The organism is Streptomyces sp. NBC_01689, from assembly GCF_036250675.1.
In the GTDB taxonomy this organism is placed as follows: Bacteria; Actinomycetota; Actinomycetes; order Streptomycetales; family Streptomycetaceae; genus Streptomyces.
This window is the reverse complement of the sequence record NZ_CP109592.1, coordinates 7,759,080-7,773,872: the sequence shown is the minus strand read 5'-3', so window position 1 is coordinate 7,773,872 and position 14,793 is coordinate 7,759,080. Positions and strand designations below refer to the sequence as shown.

Below are 14,793 nucleotides of genomic sequence, written 5' to 3'. Positions count from 1 at the left end.
GGTCAGACGAGCGAGCCGTAGAGGCCGGGACGGCGGTCCCGCAGATACGGGTTCGTCTCGCGCGAGGCCGCGAGGAAGGCGGGATCGGCGTCGGCGAGGACGAGTTCCTCGGCGCGTCCGGCGCGGGTGCGGGCGACTCCGTCGGGCCCGGCCAGCGTGGACAGCCCGACGAACTCGAACTCCCCCTCCACGCCGACCCGGTTGACGTAGGCGACGTACATCTGGTTCTCGAACGCGCGCACGGGGACCACGGACTCGGCGACGAACTGGAACGGGTGCATCTGCGCGGTCGGCACCACCAGGAGGTCGGTGCCGGCGAGCGCGTGCGCCCGGACGTTCTCCGGGAACTCCACGTCGTAGCAGATCATCAGGCCCACCCGGAGGCCGTTCAGCTCGGCCTGCACCACCGGCTGGTCGCCCGGGGTGAAGTGGTCGCGCTCGAAGCAGCCGAAGAGGTGGGTCTTGCGGTAGTTCGCGAGCCGGGTGCCGTCGGCGGAGATCAGCTGCGCGGAGTTGTGGACCCGCTCGCCCGAGCGCTCGGGGTAGCCGTAGGCGACGGCCACGCCGTGCCGGGTGGCGATCTCGGCGATCGCGTCGGCGGCGTCGCCGTCCGCGGGCTCGGCCAGTCGCCCGATGCCGTCGCCGATCGCGTAGCCGGTGAGGAACATCTCGGGTGCGGCCAGCAGCCCGGCGCCCGCGGCGGCGGCACGGCCCGCGGCCTCGTCGAGGACCTTGAGGTTCTCGACGACGGAGCCGGGTCGGCCGGAGCTCTGGAGCAGGGCTGTGCGCATGCGTGTTCCTCACCGGTACGGATGGGTTTGGGGGCCAGGTAGACGGTAAGGGCGCCTGGTCGGCGTGGACAAGGAGGAGCCGTTGCGTGCGGGTGGGGTGATCGTTGCGTGCGGGGGCCGTCCGGCGGTGATTCGTTGCGGGGCCCTCCGGGGGTGGGGGTGGTGTCGGTTCCGGGGGCTTCGCCCCCGTTGCCCGAGTGGGGGGTGTGGGTGGGGGTGGTGGGGTTGGGTGCGGGTGGGTGGGGGGTGCGTGCGCAGTTCCCCGCGCCCCTAGGCGGGGGCCGGGCGTCGCGTGGCGCGTGCGGGTGGTGGGGGCTGGGCGCGCCGTTCCCCGCGCCCCTGGGCACGGGGGCCCGGCGTCGCGTGGCGCGTGCGGGTGGTGGGGGCTGGGCGCGCCAGGCCCCGCGCCCCCGGGCACGGGGGCCCGGCGTCGCGTGGCGCGTGCGGGTGGGTGGGTGGGGGCTGAGCGCGCCGTTCCCCGCACCCCTAGGCACGGGGCCCGGCGGGGTCAGTCGAGGGTGAACGTGGTGAGTACTGCCGCGTGGTCCGAGGGCCAGGCGTTGGCTGATACGTCGGGCCAGGTGCGCGGGGTGCCGGTGACGACCGTGCGGGAGTCGCGTACGTGCAGGCCGCGGCCGTCGTGCAGGACGAAGTCGATGCGGTCCTGCGGCTCGGGGCGGCCGCTGCCGTCCTCGTGGAGGGCGTGGACCGGCGACCAGGTGTGGCCGGGTTCCCGCACCGGGTCGGGGTGTGCCTCGCGGTAGGAGTCGCGCAGGCCCGCCTCCTCGGCGGCCCTGGTCACCGGCCACTCCACGTCCGGCCAGTCCAGGTGCGAGGGGCTGTTGAAGTCACCGACCAGGATCACCGGGACGGCGGGGTCGGCCGCCGCGTCGATCTCGCGCAGGATCTCCCGCATCTGGCCCAGCCGGACGGCCTCGTGGGCGATCAGCTCTGCCGCGGGGAGTCCGTCGAAGCGGGCCTCGTAGGGTCCGTACGGGGTGTAGTCGAGGTGGGTGGTCCAGATCGCCACCTCCCGGCCGTCCTCCAGCCGGATCCGCACCCCGGTCCCGCCGTAGAAGCCGAACTCCGGGTCGCCGAGGCGCGCGGTGACCGGGTGGCGGCTGATGATGCCGAGGTTGTCACCGGCCCGGTGGTGGTGCCAGCCGAGCGCGTCCGCCAGTTCCTGCGCGGCGTTCCCGTACGTCTCCTGGAGGCCGACCACGTCCGCGCCGGTCTCCGTGATGACCTTGAGCTGCTTCTCACGGTGGTCGTCGACCTTGGTGCCGCCGTACCAGAGGTTCCAGCTCATCACCCGCAGCTCGCGCGGTGACACCATGCCCCGCAGACGGTCCGGCGTCACCTCCTCCAGGCTGCTGAGGACCGTGCGTCCGGGTGCGGAGTCGATCGGCGCGAGCGAGGGCACGGCGAGCACCGCGCACCCCGCGGCCTCCGCGGAGGCCACGCCGGTCTCGGTGTCCTCGACGGCCACGCACAGGGCGGGGTCGACGCCGAGGGCGCGGCAGGCGGCGAGGTAGGGGTCGGGGGCGGGCTTGGTGTGCTCGGTGTCGTCGGCGGTCACGGAGGTGGCGAAGTGCGCGGCGCCGAGCGCGTCCAGGACGGTGTCCGCGACGGCGCGCGGGGACGCGGTCACCAGGGCGGTGGGAACGCCCTCGCGCGCCAGGTCCCGCAGCAGCCGCAGCGCGCCCGGGCGGGGCACGATCCCGGTGCGGACCCGCTCCGCGAACTCCCGGTGCAGCCCGGCGGCGATGCCCTCCGCCGGTGTTCCCGTGACCGTGCCCAGCCACGCGGCGGTGTACTCGACGGGCCGTCCGAGGATCTCCGGCTGGTCCTCCCCGGTGAGCGGGTACCCGAGTCCGGCGGCCACCTGTTCCACCGCCTCCCACCACAGTCGCTCGGTGTCCACGAGCGTGCCGTCCATGTCGAACAGGACGGCCTGGAGCGGGAGTCGGCGGGTGGCGCGAGGGGTCACGGTGTTCTCTCTCATCAGTGGGGGGAGGTCCGGCGGGGGGAGGTCCGGCGGCGGGTCCGGCCGGGGAAGGGGCCGGGGGCGGGGCCGGTCAGTGCGCGCGCTCGGCGACCAGTACCGGCCGCTCGGGCAGACGCACGGTGACGGGCTCGCCCGGGCCGAGCGCGGCGGCCTCGTGCGTGGGCAGGTCGGCCTTCACCTCGGTGCCGTCCGCGAGCCGCACGGTGACACGGGTGGCGGCCCCGAGGAACGCACTGGCCACGAGCCGGGCGTCACCCGCGTCGTCGGCCTGTACCCGAACCGCCTCCGGCCGTACCAGCACGTCCACCTCCCGCGCGTCGGGCGCGTCCCCGTCGACCGGCAGCCGCTGTCCGAGGACCTCGACCGTCGTGGCGTCCAGACGGCCCGGGATCCGGCTCATCGTGCCGACGAACTCGGCGACGAACGCGGTGGCCGGCCGTCCGTACAACTCGGCGGGCGCCGCGCACTGTTCGAGGCGCCCGGACCGCATCACGGCGACGCGGTCCGCCATGGACAGCGCCTCCTCCTGATCGTGCGTCACGAACAGGGTGGTGATGCCGAGTTCCTGCTGCAGCCTGCGGATCTCCTCGCGCAGGCTGAGCCGCACCTTCGCGTCGAGTGCCGAGAGCGGCTCGTCGAGGAGGAGGACACGCGGGCGCAGGGCGAGGGCGCGGGCCAGTGCGATGCGCTGCTGCTGGCCGCCGGAGAGCTGGTGGGGGTAGCGCTCGCCCTTGTCGGCCAGGCCCACGAGGTCGAGCAGTTCGGCGGCGCGGGAGCGCCGCTCCGCCGTCCGCACCTTGCGCATCCGCAGTCCGAAGGCCACGTTGTCGAGGGCGCTGAGGTGCGGGAAGAGGCTGTACGACTGGAAGACCATGCCCGCGTCGCGGCGGTGGGCGGGGACGCGGGTGACGTCCTCGCCGTCGACGAGCACCTCGCCGGAGTCGGGGTGTTCGAAGCCGGCGAGCATCCGCAGCGCGGTGGTCTTGCCGCAGCCGGACGGGCCGAGCAGGGCGAGGAGTTCGCCGGGCCGGGCGGTCAGGTCGAGCCCGTCGAGGGCGACGGTCGAGCCGAACGAGCGGCGCAGGCCTCGGAATTCGACGGTGGCGGCCTTCTCCACGGCCGGGGCGGTCTGATGCGTGGTGAGGGTCATGGTCATCCCCGGGAAGCGGTACGGGAGCGCCCGCCGAGTCCGGCGAGCGAGAGGAGCAGTGCCCAGGTGACGAGCAGACTGAGCACGGAGACGGCGACGGAGAGCTGGGCCTGCGAGCCGCCGATGCTGTAGATCCACACGGCGAACGGCTGGAAGCCGAGCAGCTGGGCGACGGTGAACTCGCCGAGCACCAGCGCCAGGGTGAGGAAGGAGGCGTTCAGCAGCGCGCCGCGCAGGTTGGGCAGCACGACCCGCACCAGCGCCTGCGGCCAGTTCGCCCCGCAGCTACGGGCGGCCTCGACGAGGGTGCGCACGTCGACGGCGCGCAGTCCGGCGTCCAGGGCCCGGTACACGAAGGGCAGCGCCATCACGACGTAGGCGAGGACGAGCACGAACGGGAAGTCGGGATTCTGCAGCGCCACGAAGGTCTGGAAGAGCGGGGTTCGGGAGAGGTGTTCGGGGCCCCACTTGAGGACGGTCGAGATCCCGGCGACGAACGCGATGGGCGGGACGACCAGCGGAAGCGAGCAGATCACCTCGACCACGGGCCGCAGCTTCGGGGCGCTCAGCCGCAGGGCGACCATCGCCGGCACCATCAGCAGCAGGACCACCGCGATGGTGGCGGCGGCCAGTTCCAGCGAGAGCAGCAGGCTGGAGGTGAATCCCTCGGCGCCGACGATCTGGCTGTACGCGTCGAAGGTGATCCCCTGGTTCGGCACGTCGACCGTGAAGACCAGGGACGCGCCGAGCGGGATCAGGAAGTAGAGCCCGGCGAAGGCCAGGACGGCGCCGCGCCAGAAGCGCGGTCGCGGGGACTTGTTCACGCTTCCAGCCATCGCGCGCTCCGTCGTTGCAGGGGCAGGTACACGGCCATGACCAGGCCCGCGACGAGGACCATGTCGAGGCTGAGGGCGAGCGCCACGTTCTCCTGGCCCACCAGCACGTTGCCGGAGATGGCGTCGGCGATCTGCAGGGTCACCAGCGGGACCGCGCTGCCCACCATGGCCGCGGCGGTGGCGTACGCCGCGAAGGCGCTGCCGAAGAGCAGCACCAGGCCGCCGAGCAGGGAGGGCGCGAGGACGGGGAGCGCGACGTGGCGCCAGTACTGGACTCCCGTGGCGCCGTTGTTCTGCGCGGCCTCGCGCCACTGGGAGCGCAGGCCGTCCAGGGCGGGGGTGATGGTCAGGACCATCAGCGGGATCAGGAAGTAGAGGTAGACGATGACCAGTCCCCAGAAGCTGTAGAGGTTCCAGCCCTTGTCGGACAGGCCCAGGTGCCGGGTCAGGACGCCCGCGTTGCCGAGGGTGGCGACGAAGGCGAAGGCCAGCGGCACACCGCCGAAGTTGGCGAGGACCCCGGAGGCGGTCAGCACGGCCTCGCGCAGCGCGCGGAAGCGGGAGGTGACCACGGCCTGGGCGAGCAGCAGTCCGAGCACGGTCGCGAGGGCGGCCGAGACGGCGGACAGTTTGACGCTGCCGACCAGGGCGGTGAGGTACGCGCCCTGGAGCGACGCGGTCAGGTTGGCCGTGGTGTACGAAGCGGCACCGGTGGCCTGGTCCTTGACGGTGAAGGCACCGTTCAGCATCGCCAGGGCGGGGACCCCGAAGGCGATGGCGACGAAGGCGAGCAGCGGAAGGACGGCGAGCGGGCCGACGGCGCGGCGCCGCCGCTGCCGTGGGGCAGCGGCGGACACCGTGTCGGCCTCGGTGAGGGCGACGGTCATCCGGAGACGGCCTTGCTCCAGCCCTGGGCGAGGACGCCCTTGGCCTTGTTCTGCTGGTCCTCGCTCGGGAAGGTGGGCGTGCCCGTGACCTTGGGCAGCGCGGCGGCGGCGGTCTTGTCGAGCGTGCCCGCCTTGTCCATGGCCGGCATCAGGGCCGGGCGGGCGTATCCCTTGAGCCAGAGGTTCTGGCCCTCGGTGCTGTAGAGGTACTCCTGCCACAGGCGGGCGGCCGCCGGGTGCGGGGCGTCCTTGTTGATGGCCTGGGAGTAGTACTGGGCGTACTGGCCGTCCGCGGGGACCGTGACCGTCCAGTCGAGGCCCTTGGAGTTGAACTCGTCGGCGTAGCCGGCGTTCAGGTAGTCCCAGTCGATGCTGATCGGCGTCTCGCCCTTCTCGACGGTGGCCGGGGTCGACTCGACGGGCGTGTAGTTGCCGCTCTTCTTCAGCTTGGCGAAGAAGTCGATGCCGGGCTGGATGTCGTCGAAGGAGCCGCCGTTGGCGAGGGCCGCCGCGTACACGCCGCCGAACGCCGAACCGGACTTGGTGGGGTTGCCGTTGAGGGCGACCTGGCCCTTGTACTGCGGCTTGAGCAGGTCCTTGAAGGTCTTCGGGCACTCCTTGACCTTCTTGGCGTCGCAGCCGATGGAGACGTAGCCGCCGTAGTCGTTGAACCACTGTCCCTTCGGGTCCTTCTGGGCCTCGGGGATGTCGGCGAATGAGGCGACCTGGTAGGGGGCGAGCAGGCCCTGCTGGGCGGCGCTCAGTGCGAACGAGCTGCCCAGGTCGAGGACGTCGGGCGCGCGGTCCTGGCCCTTGCGGGAGGTGACGGCGTTGATCTCGTCCTGGCTGGAGCCGGCCGGGTTCTCGACGTCGATCTTGATGCCGTACTTCTTCTTGAATCCGTCGATCAGCGCGCCGTAGTTGGCCCAGTCGCGGGGCAGCGCGATGGCGTGCAGCGTGCCCTCCTTCTTGGCCGCCTTCACGAGGGCGTCGAGACCGCCGAAGTCCGCGGCGGAGGTCGCGGTGGCCGCGCTCTTGCCGTCGGCGGTGGTCGCCTTGTCGTCGGGGGCCGCGCCGCAGGCGCTGAGGGCGAGGGCGGCGGCGACGGCGAGGCCGCCGGTGAGGACGGCGGTCCTCGGCAGGAACACGGTCACGGTCTCTCCAGGAGTACGCACGAGGGTGTGAGCAAGCGGGGCACTTGTCTGAACAAGTTGACCCCAGTAGGCCCGGCGCTGGTGTCGTGTCCGTAAACACCGGCGAAACCCTGAGCCCCGATTCCCTGCACAATCCCAGCCTGCCCGGATCACCGTCCGATCTCGATTACGCTGGTCACGCTGTGCACAGCAGCCTGATCAGAGGGGAAGCATGGGGGCCCGACACGAGGAGATCGCCGACGAACTGCGGCGGGCGATCGACCGCGAGGAGTACACGGTGGGCAGTCTGCTGCCCGCGGAGACCGACCTCGCGGCGCAGTACGGCGTGGCACGCGGCACGGTCCGGCAGGCCGTCGCCGCCCTGACCGCCGAGGGCCTGATCGGCTCACGCCAGGGCGCGCGGCGGGTGGTGCTGGCCAGCCGCCGCAGCCAGAGCTTCGCGGAGCTGCGCAGCTTCGCCGAGTGGGCGCGCACGATGGGGCGGCGGGCGACCGGACACGTGGTCGAGCAGACCTACCGGCCGGCGACCGCCGAGGACGCCGTACGCCTCCAACTGCCGGAGGGGACAGCCGTGTTGCACGTGCTGAGGGTGCGCGGTCTGGACGGCGAGCCGGTGCTGCTGGAACGGACGGTGTACGCCGACTGGATCTCGTCCGCCGTCGAGCACATCGAGCCCGACTGCCCCTCCGTGACCCAGCGGCTCTTCGACGACACGGGGCTGGTCTTCGCCTACGGCGAGCATGTCATCGACGCGGTGGCGGCCGGGGCCCAGGACGCCGAGCTCCTCGGCATCCGCCGGACCGGTCCCCTGCTGCGCGTCCGCCGTGTCACCACGACCCGCGAAGGACGCCCGGTGGAGTGGTCGGACGACCGCTACCGCTCGGACGCCGTGAGCTTCAGCGTGCACAACTCCATAGGGAACAACGCGATGGCGAGGAAGACGGCGGAGTAGGAACACGACGGGGACGCCGCGCCCGCCGGGAGCGCGGTTCCCCGCGCCCTCCATGGGCGCGGGGAACCGCGCGACCAGCCGCACACGAGCCGCGGCCGGGGACCCACCCTTCCCACCCCCGGCTCGTCCGGTCTACGTGGGTGACCCCGAGGAGAACCTCCGCAGCAGGGGCGAGAGCACCAGCACGGACTTCGTCCGCTCCACGAAGGGCTCCCCCGCGATCCGCTCCAGCACGCGTTCGAAGTGCCGCATGTCGGACGCGAAGACCTGGACGACCGCGTCCGCCTCCCCGGTGACGGTGGAGGCGGCCACGACCTCCTGGTAGCGCTCCAGTCCCCGCTGGATGGTCTCCGGGGAGGTGTTGCGCCGGCAGTAGATCTCGACGAAGCCCTCCGTCTCCCAGCCGAGCGCGGCCGGGTCCACCCGTACCGTGAAGCCCGTGATGGCCCCGGTCGCCCGCAGCCGGTCCACCCTGCGTTTCACGGCCGGCGCGGACAGGCCGACCAGCTGGCCGATGTCCGCGTAGGACCGGCGGGCGTCCTCGGCGAGGGCGTGCACGATGCGTTCGTCGAGATCGTTCAGCACTGCGGGTGGTTCACTTCTCTACGGTGGCGATACGGGAGCGGCGGAAGCCGTAACTGAAGTAGAACACGAGCCCGGCCGCCATCCAGACTCCGAAGACCACCCAGGTGACGGCCGAGAGGCTGCCCATCATCCAGACGCACAGGGCGAAGCCGATCGCGGGCAGCACCGGCGACAGCGGAACCCGGAAGGTGCGCCGCATCTCCGGTCGGGTCCGGCGCAGCACGACGACGGCGACGTTCACCAGCGCGAAGGCGAAGAGCGTGCCGATGCTGGTGGCGTCGGCGAGGCGGCCGAGCGGGATCGCCGCGGCCAGGACACCGCAGAACAGCGAGACGATCACGGTGTTCGCGCGGGGTGCGCCGGTCTTCGGGTGGACCCGCGAGAACACCTTCGGCACGAGTCCGTCGCGGGACATGGCGAAGAGGATGCGGGTCTGCCCGTAGAGCACGGTCAGGACGACGCTGGCGATCGCGATGACGGCACCGGCCGCGAGCAGGGTGCCCCAGAAGGTCTGCCCGGTGACGTCCTTCATGATCCCGGCGAGGGCGGCCTCCGAGTCGTCGAACCGCCGCCAGGGCCTGGCTCCCACGGCGACGGCCGCGACCACGACGTACAGGGCCGTCACGATGACCAGCGAGAGCATGATCGCGCGGGGCAGGTCGCGCTGCGCGTTCTTCGCCTCCTCACCGGCCGTGGAGGCGGCGTCGAAGCCGATGTACGAGAAGAACAGCGTGGCGCCGGCCGCGCTGACGCCCGCCATGCCGAGCGGCATGAAGTGCTCGTAGTTGCCGGACCGGAAGCCCTGGACGCCGATGGCGCAGAACAGCAGCAGCGCGACGATCTTGACGGCCACCATGACCGTGTTGGCGCGCGCGGACTCCTTGGCGCCCCCGAGCAGGAAGGCCATGGCGAGCAGGACGACGATCAGCGCGGGCAGGTTGAAGAAGCCGCCGTCGCCGGGCGGCGCGGAGAGCGCGTCCGGGAGGGTGACGCCGATGGTGCCGTCGAGCAGTTCGTTCAGGTACTCGCCCCAGCCGACCGCGACGGCGGCGACCGACACGCCGTACTCCAGGACCAGGCACCAGCCGCAGATCCAGGCGATCAGTTCGCCCATCGTCGCGTACGCGTACGAGTACGAGGAGCCGGCGACCGGGATGGTGCCGGCCAGCTCAGCGTACGAGAGGGCGGAGAAGAGCGCGGTGAGACCGGCGATCACGAAGGAGAGGGTGACCGCGGGGCCGGCCTTGGGGACGGCCTCGCCGAGGACCACGAAGATGCCGGTGCCGAGCGTGGCACCGATGCTGATCATCGTCAGCTGCCAGAGTCCCAGGGAGCGCCGCAGGGTGCCGCCCTCTCCCCGGCCGCCCTCGGCGACCAGGCGTTCCACGGGCTTGCGGCGCATCAGACGCGCGCCGACACCCGGGGACGGTGGGGCGGTCCGGTTGCGGGACTGCGGGGGTGCGCCGGGATCGAGCACGCGCTGGCTCCTTCATCGCTGCCGGTCGAGCGGCGGGGACCGGCGGCACCCCTGACAGGAGGGACCCACCGAGCGGGGTCCCCGCCACGCCATGTACAGCGCTCGACCCTATGAGCCAGGAGTTCGCGGGCGTAATGCGGCAGCCTTGCGCGTCGCCGCAAGATCATTGCGTTGATCCCGGTCCGGCGCGTGTTCGTTGCGCGGGCCCTTTCGACGGTTGCGTACGTCGCGTAGGCGGGTGGTCGCGTAGGCCGGTGGTCACGTACGCGGTCGCCGGGCCCCCGGACGTGCGGGGCCGGGCCCGGCGGGCCCGGGGCCCGCGCGGGAACGCCGAACGGCCCGCGCGGGCGCGCCGCGGGGGCCGTTCGCGAGGGGGCGGGTCAGCTCCAGCTGGCGTGCAGCGGCTTGCCCTCGGCGTATCCGGCGGCGCTCTGGATGCCGACGACGGCCTTCTCGCCGAACTCCTCCAGCGAGTTCGCGCCGGCGTAGGTGCAGGAGGAGCGGACGCCCGCGATGATCGAGTCGATCAGGTCCTCGACGCCGGGGCGGGCCGGGTCGAGGAACATCCGCGAGGTGGAGATGCCCTCCTCGAACAGGGCCTTGCGGGCGCGGTCGTACGCGGACTCCTCGCTGGTGCGGTTGCGGACCGCGCGGGCGGAGGCCATGCCGAAGGACTCCTTGTAGAGCCGCCCGTCGGCGTCCTGCTGGAGGTCGCCCGGGGACTCGTAGGTGCCCGCGAACCACGAACCGATCATGACGTTGGACGCGCCCGCGGCCAGTGCCATGGCGACGTCGCGGGGGTGACGGACGCCGCCGTCGGCCCACACGTGTTTGCCGTACTTCCGTGCCTCGGTGGCGCACTCCAGGACGGCGGAGAACTGCGGCCGGCCGACGCCGGTCATCATCCGGGTGGTGCACATGGCGCCGGGGCCGACCCCCACCTTGATGATGTCCGCGCCCGCCTCGACGAGATCCCTGACGCCCTCGGCGGCGACGATGTTGCCGGCCGCGATCGGGACCTGCGGGTCGAGCGCGCGCACGGTCCTGATCGCGCTGATCATCGACTCCTGGTGGCCGTGGGCCGTGTCGATGACGAGGGTGTCGACGCCCGCGTCGAGGAGCTGCTTGGCCTTGCCCGCGACGTCGCCGTTGATGCCGACGGCGGCGGCGATGCGCAGCCTGCCGTTCGCGTCGGTGGCCGGGGTGTAGAGCGTGGCGCGCAGGGCGCCCTTGCGGGTGAGGATGCCGGCGAGCCTGCCGTCCCGGTCGACGGCGGGGGCGTAGCGGCGGTTCGCGCCGTCCAGCCTGTTGAACGCCTCGCGCGGCTCGATGTCGGCGTCGAGGAGCAGCAGGTCCCGGGCCATGACCTCGGAGAGCTGGGTGAAGCGGTCCACGCCGGTCAGGTCGGTGTCGGTGACCACGCCGACCGGGCGGCGGTCCTCGTCCACGACGACGCCCGCGTTGTGCGCGCGCTTGGGCAGCAGCGCGAGGGCGTCGGCGACGGTCTGGTGGGGGGCGAGGACGATCGGGGTGTCGAGCACCAGGTGGCGTCCCTTGACCCAGGTGACGACCTCGGTGACGACCTCGATCGGGATGTCCTGCGGGATGACGACGAGGCCCCCGCGACGGGCGACGGTCTCGGCCATCCGGCGGCCCGCGATGGCGGTCATGTTGGCCACGACCAGCGGGATCGTGGTGCCCGTCCCGTCCGGGGCGGCGAGGTCCACGCCCTGCCGGGAGCCGACCGCCGAGCGGCTGGGCACCATGAAGACGTCGTCGTACGTCAGGTCGTACGGGGGCTGGATGTCGTTGAGGAAACGCACGTGCTGCACATCCCGGTCGATCAGAGGTGGCCCCCGGACAGGTCAGCCAGGGGGAAAGCACGTACTTCATTGTCCCATGGCGGTCCTGGTGAGACACCCAGACACATCATCCAGGCCGACCGGTGGGTCCGTCGTCGGATCCTCCAAGGGCGAGGACCACCTGGAGCGCCCCTGCGGTCCCGCGCCCGCGGTCGGCGGCCTCCGCGAACACCTCCTGCGCGACCCCCCAGTCCCGTGGCGCGGCCCGGGCGAAGTCCCGCCAGCCGGTGACGACGAGCAGGCGTCCGCGGGCGGGCGGGGCCCAGGAGAGGTCTCCGAGACAGTCGGCGAGGGCGTCCCAGTTCCGCCCGAACCAGTCGGGCAGGCCGAGGGCGCGGGCGCAGCGGTCCATGAACGCCGGTTTGTCGGTGACCCCGGTGAGATCGAGCCGCACCTGGGACCACCCGGCGGCGGCCAGCACGTCCGCGAGAGTGCCGTCGGTCATCTCAGCACCGCCCGGAAGGACTTGTAGTGATCATCGGTGTAGTAGATCTCACCGTTCTCCCCGGTGACAATGCGGCGGGCTCCCCGGTCCCGTTCGCCGGGGGTGCGGACGGTGTACTCGTGGTAGTAGCCGCGCGGGTGCGAGGGCAGGAGCCGCTCGAAGTTGCCGAAGACGACTCCGTCCCTGGCGTACGGGAAGGGGCCGCCCCGGTCGATGAGGGCGAGGGTCGTACGGGCTTCGGCGGGCAGCCGGGCCTCGCGGACGGTGCCCGCGCCGGACGGCCGGGCGGAGGCCGCGGAGGAGCCGGCACGGGTGTCCGCCGGGGAGGTCGACGGGGGCGCGGACGAGCATCCGGTGAGCAGGACCGCCAGGCAGAGGAGCAGACCCGCGACGAGCCTGGGTACGCGGGCCACGGCCCGCAGCAGCAGCATGGCGTCGATGCTGCCACGGTCGGGCGGACGCGGCGTGCGCGAGCGGCGGCGCGCGTCATCGCGCGGCGGCGACGGGTGTACGGCGCGCACGACCGGCAGGGGCACGGGGCGGGTACGGCGGGACGACCGGCAGGGGCGCGCGGCGGGTACGACGGGTGGCGCGCGTGAGGGGCCGGGTGAGCCCCTCACACGCCCGCTGCCGTCATGGGGGCCCGGTGGGGCACCCGAGGGGCACGGCGCCCCCCACGGGCGCCGTGAGCCCCCGTGGGGTCACGGCCCGTCCGGGTCCTGGCGGGAGAGCGCCGGGCGCGGTGCCGATCCCGCCGTCATCAGGTAGTCCGCGGCCGAGGTGTCGGTCACCAGGCTGGTGACCAGACCGGAGCGCAGGACGGCGTCGATCGCGGCCGCCTTGCGCTGTCCGCCCGCGATCGCGACGACCTCGGGGATGCGGCGCAGCCGGTCCGCCTCGACGGTGATGCACCGCTCGCCCAGGTCCCGGCCGACCCGACGGCCCTCGGTGTCGAAGAGATGCGCGGACATCTCGGCGGCGACACCGAGGGACGCGTAGTGCGCCCGCTCCTCGTCGCTGAGCATGTCGTGCACGGTCGAGATGCCCGGCTCCCACGAGCCGATGGAGACACAGGCGACCGTGACCTTGTCGAAGTACTCGAAGGCCCGCGCGATCCCCGTCTGGCTGCGCAGCGCGGTCGCGGTCGCCGCGTCGGGCAGCAGCATCGGCGCGTAGATGGGGTGGGCGTCCCCGCCCGACACCTGCGCGGCACGGCGCACGGCCTCCACCGAGCCGCGTTCGGCGGTCCCGGCGTCGTACACACCGGTCAGCTGCACCACCGTGCACGGCGGGAGGCGGTCGAGGGCCGCGGCCATGTGGATGGTGGAGCGGCCCCAGGCGAGGCCGAGCACATCGCCCTCGTTGACGAGCTCACCGAGCAGGTCGGCGGCCACCTCTCCGAGGTTCTCGGGGTCGGGCGACTCCTCGGCGTCGGCCGGGGACTCGACCACCACCGCGTGTCTGAGGCCGTAGCGGGCGCGCAGCGCGTCCGAGCGCTCCGCGTCCAGCTCGGCCGGCACCCGGATCTCGATCCGTACGAGATCCCGTTCGAGAGCGGTCTCCAGGACCCGGGCCACCTTGAAGCGGCTGACGCCGAACTCCTCGGCGATCTGGATCTTGGACTTGCCCTCGAGGTAGAAGCGGCGGGCCATGGCCGCCGCCTGGACCAGCTCAGCGGGTCCCATCCGCATGGCTGACCGGCCCGCCGACATACCCGACACGGCGCTCTCCTCACTGCTGTTCACACTCTGGATTCGCCGTTCATCCTTGCAGATCCGGCGTACTTGATCAGCCCGGATGGGCGGCGTTCACGTTCCCTTGGTTCAGTGGTCGCACGCCCACGCCGCATGAGCCGTCGCCTCCTGCGCCTGGGTGCGCAATGCACGTACCGCCTGGGCCGGGTCCGATGCGCCGTAGACGGCCGATCCGGCCACGAAGACGTCCGCGCCGGCCTCCGCGCAGCGTTCGATGGTGGAGGCCGAGACTCCGCCGTCGACCTGGAGCCAGAGTTCGAGTCCGTGCTTGCTGATCAGTTCACGGGTGCGGCGGATCTTCGGCAGCATGATGTCCAGGAAGGCCTGGCCCCCGAAGCCCGGCTCCACCGTCATGATGAGCAGCATGTCGAGCTCGGGCAGCAGGTCCTCGTAGGGCTCGATCGGGGTCGCGGGCTTGAGCGCCATGGAGGCGCGGGCACCCTTGGCCCGGATCTCGCGGGCGAGCCGCACGGGCGCGGCGGCGGCCTCCACGTGGAAGGTGACGGAACCCGCTCCCGCCTCGACGTACTGGGGCGCCCACCGATCGGCGTCCTCGATCATCAGATGGCAGTCCAGCGGGGTGTCCGTGGCGCGGGCCAGGGATTCCACGACCGGCACCCCGAGCGTCAGGTTCGGTACGAAGTGGTTGTCCATGACGTCGACATGGAGCCAGTCCGCCCCCTGTACCGCCTCTGCCTCCTGGGCGAGACGGGCGAAGTCGGCGGAGAGGATGCTGGGGTTGATCTGCACGGCCATGCCCCAAGACTGCCATGCCCGGCACCGGTTGCTCGCCCCGGTCCGGAACGGGACCCGTCCGGAACCCGTCCGGGACCTCCCCGGGGGCCGCCCGAGGCACGTCCGGGGCCTCTCCGAGCCCGGCGGCCGGGGCGCG

General features: G+C 72.5%; 14 protein-coding genes. 1 reads left to right on the top strand and 13 read right to left on the bottom strand.

Annotation, left to right across the window (positions count from 1 at the left end; genetic code table 11):
- Window positions 1-2: 2 nt before the first annotated feature.
- The 6 genes from OG776_RS33325 to OG776_RS33300 all read right to left on the bottom strand — a co-directional run bounded on the left by OG776_RS33325 (window position 3) and on the right by OG776_RS33300 (window position 6,826).
- Window positions 3-791, bottom strand: a complete 789-nt coding sequence (locus OG776_RS33325) for a carbon-nitrogen hydrolase family protein (RefSeq protein WP_148007850.1) — start codon at window positions 789-791, stop codon at window positions 3-5.
- Window positions 792-1,299: 508 nt separating this feature from the next.
- The gene (locus OG776_RS33320) at window positions 1,300-2,781 is read right to left on the bottom strand and encodes an HAD-IA family hydrolase (protein ID WP_329322996.1); all 1,482 of its coding nucleotides are present in this window, start codon (window positions 2,779-2,781) and stop codon (window positions 1,300-1,302) included.
- Window positions 2,782-2,869: 88 nt separating this feature from the next.
- Complete coding sequence (locus OG776_RS33315) at window positions 2,870-3,949, bottom strand: ABC transporter ATP-binding protein (protein WP_384964090.1); 1,080 nt, start codon at window positions 3,947-3,949, stop codon at window positions 2,870-2,872.
- A gap of 2 nt (window positions 3,950-3,951) precedes the next feature.
- Window positions 3,952-4,785: an ABC transporter permease gene (locus tag OG776_RS33310; RefSeq protein WP_148009525.1), complete on the bottom strand. Its 834-nt coding sequence runs from the start codon at window positions 4,783-4,785 to the stop codon at window positions 3,952-3,954.
- Window positions 4,770-5,672: an ABC transporter permease gene (locus OG776_RS33305; protein WP_148009526.1), complete on the bottom strand. Its 903-nt coding sequence runs from the start codon at window positions 5,670-5,672 to the stop codon at window positions 4,770-4,772. The genes OG776_RS33310 and OG776_RS33305 overlap by 16 nt, the downstream gene beginning before the upstream one ends.
- A complete protein-coding gene (locus OG776_RS33300) occupies window positions 5,669-6,826 on the bottom strand; it encodes an ABC transporter substrate-binding protein (RefSeq protein ID WP_148009527.1) in 1,158 nt (385 codons plus the stop codon). The genes OG776_RS33305 and OG776_RS33300 overlap by 4 nt, the downstream gene beginning before the upstream one ends.
- 211 nt (window positions 6,827-7,037) lie before the next feature.
- On the opposite strand from OG776_RS33300, the gene OG776_RS33295 reads away from it, so the two are divergent.
- Complete coding sequence (locus OG776_RS33295; protein WP_148009528.1) at window positions 7,038-7,778, top strand: GntR family transcriptional regulator; 741 nt, start codon at window positions 7,038-7,040, stop codon at window positions 7,776-7,778.
- Between the two features lie 132 nt (window positions 7,779-7,910).
- Here OG776_RS33295 and OG776_RS33290 read toward each other — a convergent pair whose 3' ends face one another.
- The 7 genes from OG776_RS33290 to rpe all read right to left on the bottom strand — a co-directional run bounded on the left by OG776_RS33290 (window position 7,911) and on the right by rpe (window position 14,657).
- A complete protein-coding gene (locus OG776_RS33290) occupies window positions 7,911-8,363 on the bottom strand; it encodes an Lrp/AsnC family transcriptional regulator (protein ID WP_015661832.1) in 453 nt (150 codons plus the stop codon).
- Between the two features lie 10 nt (window positions 8,364-8,373).
- A complete protein-coding gene (locus OG776_RS33285; RefSeq protein WP_148007849.1) occupies window positions 8,374-9,840 on the bottom strand; it encodes an amino acid permease in 1,467 nt (488 codons plus the stop codon).
- A gap of 380 nt (window positions 9,841-10,220) precedes the next feature.
- Window positions 10,221-11,663 (bottom strand): GuaB1 family IMP dehydrogenase-related protein, encoded by a 1,443-nt coding sequence (locus OG776_RS33280; RefSeq protein ID WP_187285525.1) that lies wholly within the window; start codon window positions 11,661-11,663, stop codon window positions 10,221-10,223.
- 106 nt (window positions 11,664-11,769) lie between these two features.
- Window positions 11,770-12,147: a barstar family protein gene (locus OG776_RS33275; protein WP_148007847.1), complete on the bottom strand. Its 378-nt coding sequence runs from the start codon at window positions 12,145-12,147 to the stop codon at window positions 11,770-11,772.
- A complete protein-coding gene (locus tag OG776_RS33270) occupies window positions 12,144-12,578 on the bottom strand; it encodes a ribonuclease domain-containing protein (RefSeq protein ID WP_148007846.1) in 435 nt (144 codons plus the stop codon). Before OG776_RS33270 ends, OG776_RS33275 begins: the two co-directional genes overlap by 4 nt.
- A 270-nt stretch (window positions 12,579-12,848) precedes the next feature.
- On the bottom strand, window positions 12,849-13,892 hold the full coding sequence (locus tag OG776_RS33265) for a sugar-binding transcriptional regulator (protein WP_148007845.1): 1,044 nt from the start codon (window positions 13,890-13,892) through the stop codon (window positions 12,849-12,851).
- Window positions 13,893-13,970: 78 nt separating this feature from the next.
- Window positions 13,971-14,657, bottom strand: coding sequence for a ribulose-phosphate 3-epimerase (gene rpe, locus OG776_RS33260; protein ID WP_148007844.1), 687 nt, complete (start codon window positions 14,655-14,657; stop codon window positions 13,971-13,973).
- Window positions 14,658-14,793: the final 136 nt, after the last annotated feature.